At 38.2% G+C, this 5,640-nt stretch carries 7 protein-coding genes; 6 read left to right on the top strand and 1 reads right to left on the bottom strand.

Translation table 11 applies throughout. The annotated features are described in order from the left end of the window. The first annotated feature begins 75 nt into the window (after nt 1-75). The 3 genes from darT (at nt 76) to ACY2RQ_RS18735 (ending at nt 2,054) form a co-directional block, all read left to right on the top strand. Nucleotides 76-702, top strand: a complete 627-nt coding sequence (darT, locus tag ACY2RQ_RS18745; RefSeq protein WP_490114534.1) for a type II toxin-antitoxin system toxin DNA ADP-ribosyl transferase DarT — start codon at nt 76-78, stop codon at nt 700-702. A gap of 11 nt (nt 703-713) precedes the next feature. After that, complete coding sequence (darG, locus tag ACY2RQ_RS18740; RefSeq protein ID WP_490114533.1) at nt 714-1,742, top strand: type II toxin-antitoxin system antitoxin DNA ADP-ribosyl glycohydrolase DarG; 1,029 nt, start codon at nt 714-716, stop codon at nt 1,740-1,742. A gap of 138 nt (nt 1,743-1,880) precedes the next feature. Then, entirely contained in the window at nt 1,881-2,054 is a 174-nt protein-coding gene (locus ACY2RQ_RS18735; RefSeq protein ID WP_490114532.1) for a hypothetical protein, read from the top strand. A gap of 803 nt (nt 2,055-2,857) precedes the next feature. Here ACY2RQ_RS18735 and ACY2RQ_RS18730 read toward each other — a convergent pair. Further along, nucleotides 2,858-3,145 carry a hypothetical protein gene (locus ACY2RQ_RS18730; RefSeq protein ID WP_490114531.1) on the bottom strand — a complete coding sequence of 96 codons (288 nt, stop codon included), beginning with the start codon at nt 3,143-3,145 and terminating at the stop codon, nt 2,858-2,860. 94 nt (nt 3,146-3,239) lie between these two features. Between ACY2RQ_RS18730 and ACY2RQ_RS18725 the strand changes: the two genes are divergently transcribed. From ACY2RQ_RS18725 to ACY2RQ_RS18715, 3 genes are all read left to right on the top strand, one after another. After that, the gene (locus ACY2RQ_RS18725) at nt 3,240-4,004 is read left to right on the top strand and encodes a serine/threonine-protein kinase (RefSeq protein WP_490114530.1); all 765 of its coding nucleotides are present in this window, start codon (nt 3,240-3,242) and stop codon (nt 4,002-4,004) included. A gap of 14 nt (nt 4,005-4,018) precedes the next feature. Further along, nucleotides 4,019-4,780: a PP2C family protein-serine/threonine phosphatase gene (locus ACY2RQ_RS18720; protein WP_490114529.1), complete on the top strand. Its 762-nt coding sequence runs from the start codon at nt 4,019-4,021 to the stop codon at nt 4,778-4,780. Nucleotides 4,781-4,902: 122 nt separating this feature from the next. Continuing rightward, nucleotides 4,903-5,460 carry a low molecular weight protein tyrosine phosphatase family protein gene (locus ACY2RQ_RS18715; protein ID WP_490114528.1) on the top strand — a complete coding sequence of 186 codons (558 nt, stop codon included), beginning with the start codon at nt 4,903-4,905 and terminating at the stop codon, nt 5,458-5,460. The last annotated feature ends 180 nt before the right edge of the window (nt 5,461-5,640 follow it).

The raw sequence follows: 5,640 nt of genomic DNA, 5'->3' as shown, positions 1-5,640 counted from the left end.
GGGCTTACAGTGCTCAGCCCACATATACCCCACCCACTTAAAAATGTATAATTCACGTATTTTCAGGTAGCGAAAGTGACCAATCCACCTATTCCAACACCAATTTACCACTTTACGCATATCGACAATCTGTCTGAGCTTATCCAGACTGGTGGTATTTTGTGCAAGAATAAAATGTCCCAGCAGAATAAGTCTTACAGAAGCTCTGCACATGACTCTATTCAAAGCCAAAGAAGCATTCACCCTGTACCGGTTAGCCCTAATGGAACAATACATGATTATGTTCCCTTTTATTTCAATAGCTTATCTCCAATGCTATACACGATTAAGTGCGGAAATATCTCAGGTGTTGCGATTCACGATTTAGTATTCTTCAGATCAACAGCTCAAGCTGTACATGAGTCAGGTAAAGCATATGCCTTTACTGATGGTCATGGGATTATGGCTCTCTCAGACTATTACAATCAGTTGTCTGACCTTGACCAAGTGCCATGGAATGTTATAAATGCTAGATATTGGAATGATTTTACTGATGGTAGTCGCCTACGACAGTCAGAATTCCTAGTATATGAAGACTTTCAGTGGGAACTTGTCGAGTCGATTGGTGTCTATAATACTGAAATGTATGCAGTTATTATGGATTTGATAAAGAACCTGTCTTATCAACCAAAAGTTGAAGTTAAACGTGACTGGTACTTCTAGTGGAGGGTGATATGATCAAGTTCAAAACTGGAAACATACTGAAGGATAAGTCTGAAGCCATTGTTAACACTGTCAATTGTGTGGGTGTTATGGGCAAAGGTCTCGCCTTGCAGTTCAAAAAGGCATATCCAGAAAATTTCAAGAAGTACAAGTCAGCTTGTGATAGAAAAGAGATAGCACCTGGCTTAATGTTTATAACTGAACATCCAGATATTCTAGATAAAAAGTGGATAATTAACTTTCCGACCAAGAAACATTGGAAAGGTAAATCTCAGCTTTCTTATATAGAAGAAGGCTTGAAGGATTTAGTCTTAAAGATTCAAGAATTGAAAATTAAATCTATTGCTATTCCACCTCTAGGTGCGGGTCTAGGTGGTTTGAATTGGGTTGATGTACGTTCATTGATAATAAATGCCCTTGAAGTTCTCAGCGATGTTGAGATAGTAGTATATGAACCAAAAGGCAGTCCAAGCTCTGAGTCAATGACAATAAATACTAAAAGGCCAAACATGACTAGAGGAAGAGCATTATTAATTAAACTCTTAGAGTTCTATTTTAAGAAAGGCTATGAATGCACAAAAATTGAAGCGCAAAAATTAGCATACTTTCTTCAAGAATCAGGTATTGATCTTCGTCTAAATTATGTTCCACACAACTTTGGGCCATATGCCGACAACCTCAACCACGTTTTAGATTGTATCGATGGTCATTTCATAACTGGTTTTGGTGATAGGGTTAATCAATCACATATTAAATTAATACCTTCTTCCATTGAAGAAGCGAACACTTTCATCGCAGATGATGAAATTGCAAAGTCCAATTTAGAAAAAGTAGAGCTTTTGATTGATGGTTATGAAACTCCCCTAAGTATGGAGGTTCTAGCTACTGTTCATTGGGTACTTAAACATGAAAACTATGAGCCCAATGACTTTGATGGTATAAAAAGCTTTATATCGAAGTGGAATGATCATAAAGCAGCTTGGCGTGACACCTATCTACATAAAGCAATTAGCAGATTGCAGTCATATTCTTGGGTATAAACCATGACCTGCCCCTAACAAGTGCATCCAGGCGACCGCCTTCGGCGCACCTGATGCGGGCGTTACATGCTTCCACTAGCTATCACGCTCATCCTTTGAGAAAATGTATCATCGAAACTCTGATCAGAAATGGAAAATATGGAGTCAAATATAAGCCCTGAATTTTTTGGTTTCCTCCTTATTTTATTAGGATTGATTCACTATATTACTCCTATAAACGATTCCAAGTCTTATGGAAGTATGGGTAAAATTGGCGGATGGCTATTTTTAATTATTGGTGGAATCATATTTTTAAAAGGCATACTTTCTTGACTTTTAATTTAGACATTAATATCTCTCAAAAAATAAGGTGTTATGTAACAACATTTAGAAGCCATTAATTTATTCAGAAATATTTTCAAAAGAATACCTTTGAGAGATATAAATTTACTACGCATGTAACAAGCGCATCCAGGTGACGCCTTCGGCGCACCTGATGCGGGCGTTATGCGATGAATACCTGAGAGAGTGTACTTGTTGTATATTTTTTCCTCACTAAACTGGATAAGTGATTAATTACTAGATAAAGATACAGCTTTCTGGGTAGAAATAATTGCTGATGAAAACTTCCCTAATCCGTGATTTTCCACCCAGAAATCACAACTCTATCGTGAAAAGTTGCCTGACGTTTTGTGAGTGAATGCTATTTTGTTCGTATAATTCCATATTATTTGAATAAGCGACAAATCCTGGTTCTCGTGGCTGAGGGATTCCTTTCCGTTAAACCCATTCCTTCTAGAGAAGCGATCTTTAGGTACTCAACGTAGAGATCATTCTATTAATGTCGGCTCTCGAAATCACACTTCAATCCGTGTAATCTTCACAAATAAAAATTGCACTGTCGTACATACAAGAAACTCAGCGACTGTACAAATATCACACAATCCAATTCACTTTGGTGGGCGGTAGCGTAGCTAAAAATCTCAACATTGCCGCTCACCTCGGCACGCATAACAAGCGCATCCAGGTGACGCCTTCGGCGCACCTGATGCGGGCGTTAGGTGCCAAACGTCAACGTCAAATTCAAGAAGTTCAAACTTTAATTTTGTGCCTACATCAAGCACGCACAGACTTGTTCAAACCAGAAAAATAAAGAATGTGCCAACAAATTTACTGGCCTTATCGAAAATGACAAAAATAGGGGTATCGGTTCCACCTGCTGGCAAAACGAGTTTCACCGGTGTTTCCAAACCAGCAAAATAAAGTCTGTGCAAACAAGTTCCACCTGTAAGTTCGTGCCAGCAATTTCCAACGGCATTTTGTTTGCAACTGGCAAGCACGACATCGTGCCAAAAAAATATTATTACCAACAAAGTCGCAATAAACTTATCGTGCAAACGGCTGCACCTAACAAGCGCATCCAAGTGACGCCTTCGGCGCACCTGATGCGGGCGTTACATGTCTCCAAACTTAAAGTTCCGAGTAATAGTACAAGTCAACAAAATATATTGAGTAATAATGGAAATATTTCGCAGTTATTTGATTAAGCCAGTTAAGCGCCTAGGCAAAGGAGCTTTTGGATATGTAGAAGAGATAGAGCTTCACTCCTCAGAAGGAACATATTGTGGGAACTACGCAAGAAAGGTACTAGACCCGCATAGTGATATTCTTTCAAATGTTTCTCTAGATGAAATTAAAAGAAGGTTTTCCCGTGAAGTTATTTACCAATCAAAGTGCGTCCACAAAAATGTGATACAGATATATCTATTTAACAAATATGCCGAAAAACCCTATTTTGTTATGGATTTAGGGGTTTGTGACCTTCAGAAGCAAATAGATAGCAATACACTTGAACAAATTGAGAAAGTAGAAATAGCAAGAATGCTGTTACAGGGGGTTAAAAAAATCCATGACAAGGGATACCTACATAGAGATATAAAGCCTCAAAATATCCTGAAGTTTTCTGAGTGTGATTATAAACTGACAGATTTCGGCTTAGCGAAATATACAGAAAGTGACCGAAAAACTACAGCGCTTACAGCTATTGGTCAAAGGATGGGAACTAGAAGTTATATGGCACCTGAGATATTTTATGATGCTGAATACTCGCAACAAACAGACATTTATGCTGTAGGTCAGGTCATGGACGATCTAAAAATACAAAATGAAAGCTTTCAACCGATTATCAGAAAGTGTTTAAGTAGAGAGAAAGAGCAGAGGTATTCAAACATAAATCATGTTATCTCTGATATCGAGTCAATTACTTTAGGTGTAGCAGTTTAATATTGGAGTTTGTGATGATTAAACTAATTGAAACTGCGTCTTTTTCATATCCTAAAGTAATAAATAGGAAGAATCAGGATGCTATTCTTTCTCCAGTCCAAGTCAAAAATGGTTATCTTTTTGCAATTGCTGACGGGGTAGGATCGTATGAAGGAGCAAGTGAAGCGTCTTCTATAGCTGTTAATTATCTAGCAGACATTAAAGACCAATTGGCCTCGACTAGCTTTGAAGAGGTATTTAGTGAAATAAGGTCAAGAATAATTGACCTTTCAATTGAAGATCAAAATCTTTCAAAAGCAGCAACAACATTAACCTTTTGCTTAATAAATTCAGATAGTTTAACAATAGGGCACATTGGTGACTGCAGGGCATATATCAAAGAAAGAAACAAGCTTGTACAGCTAACAAAAGATCATACTCAGTATCAGCAGCTCATCGATCAAAGACTATTCACTAAAAAATATCTTAAAGGTAAAAGAGCCAAGAGCATTCTAACAACAGCTATTGCTCCGAACGTGCAGATGGATTTTGACACCATATCTATCCCCTTAGAAGATCTACAAAATGATAACGGAATTGTAACTCTATATATAATGTCAGACGGAACTCATGAGTTTTGGGAGCATAGGCCTAGGTTTTGCGTAAATACTATGAATAGCGTTTCTAGGTACAGTAGCTCAATCTTAAAGAGAATAGAGAACAGCAAACCTAGCGATGACTTTTCATTAGTTGGAGTTTCTATCGATTTATCGAATACATATAGGCCGGACATGTAACAAGTAAATCCAGGTGACGCCTTCGGCGCACCTGATTTAGGCGTTAGGTGCCTTGAGTTCACCATCTACATCTCCTCGTATTATCGCGGCTGCTGAACCGGATAATCAGATGAGAGATAGAAATGAAAAACAATCGAAACAAGGGTTGGCGACAAGCTGAAGAAAAGAAGAAAGAGGCAAAGGAAAAGCACTCTGAAAAACATTTTTCACCTGAGAAGAACTGGAAACTAATGTATTTACGTTCAGAGAAACTCAGGCGTGCTAAACAGCTAGGCATTGAATATCCATCTAAAACACTAAGACAAAAGCTTGATGAAGAAATGCCTATGAATGCAGAAACGATGACAAATATTCTATTTATATGCAGTCGCAATCAGTGGCGAAGTCCAACAGCAGAAAGGGTATGGAAAGACCACCCCGAAATTAATGCCCGTTCCGCTGGTACAAGCCCAAGGGCTAAGAAAACTGTAAGTACAAAAGATATACAGTGGGCTGATATCATTTTTGTTATGGAAGAAAAGCACAAAAACAGGCTAAGAGCTGAATTTACAAGGTTACTCTCTCACAAGCCCACCCATGTATTGGACATTCCTGATGAATATCAGTACATGGATGAAGAGCTTATAGAAATCCTCAAGGATTCAGTAGCTGGCTACTTAAAAATCGGCACCTACAAGTAAATCCAGGTGACGCCTACGGCGCACCTAATTTAGGCGTTATGCGATGAATACCTGAGAGAGTGTATTTGTTGTAGATTTTTTCCTCGCTGAACTGGATGAATGATTAAATGGCGCTTTCTCACGGCTACAGAATTAATTTATAAAGTTCAATAAAGCCTTAAAAGTCTGTTTGTTTAAAAA

This window comes from Parendozoicomonas sp. 209JJ7-1 (assembly GCF_058147085.1).
This window is presented reverse-complemented; position numbering and strand designations above follow the sequence as displayed.

Excerpts from the sequence above, each read along its gene's own strand:
- ACY2RQ_RS18735 (WP_490114532.1), top strand. The coding sequence starts at position 1,881 with ATGGAGTCAAATATAAGCCCTGAATTTTTTGGTTTCCTCCTTATTTTA.
- darG (WP_490114533.1), top strand. The coding sequence starts at position 714 with ATGATCAAGTTCAAAACTGGAAACATACTGAAGGATAAGTCTGAAGCC.
- ACY2RQ_RS18725 (WP_490114530.1), top strand. The coding sequence starts at position 3,240 with ATGGAAATATTTCGCAGTTATTTGATTAAGCCAGTTAAGCGCCTAGGC.
- ACY2RQ_RS18720 (WP_490114529.1), top strand. The coding sequence starts at position 4,019 with ATGATTAAACTAATTGAAACTGCGTCTTTTTCATATCCTAAAGTAATA.
- ACY2RQ_RS18715 (WP_490114528.1), top strand. The coding sequence starts at position 4,903 with ATGAAAAACAATCGAAACAAGGGTTGGCGACAAGCTGAAGAAAAGAAG.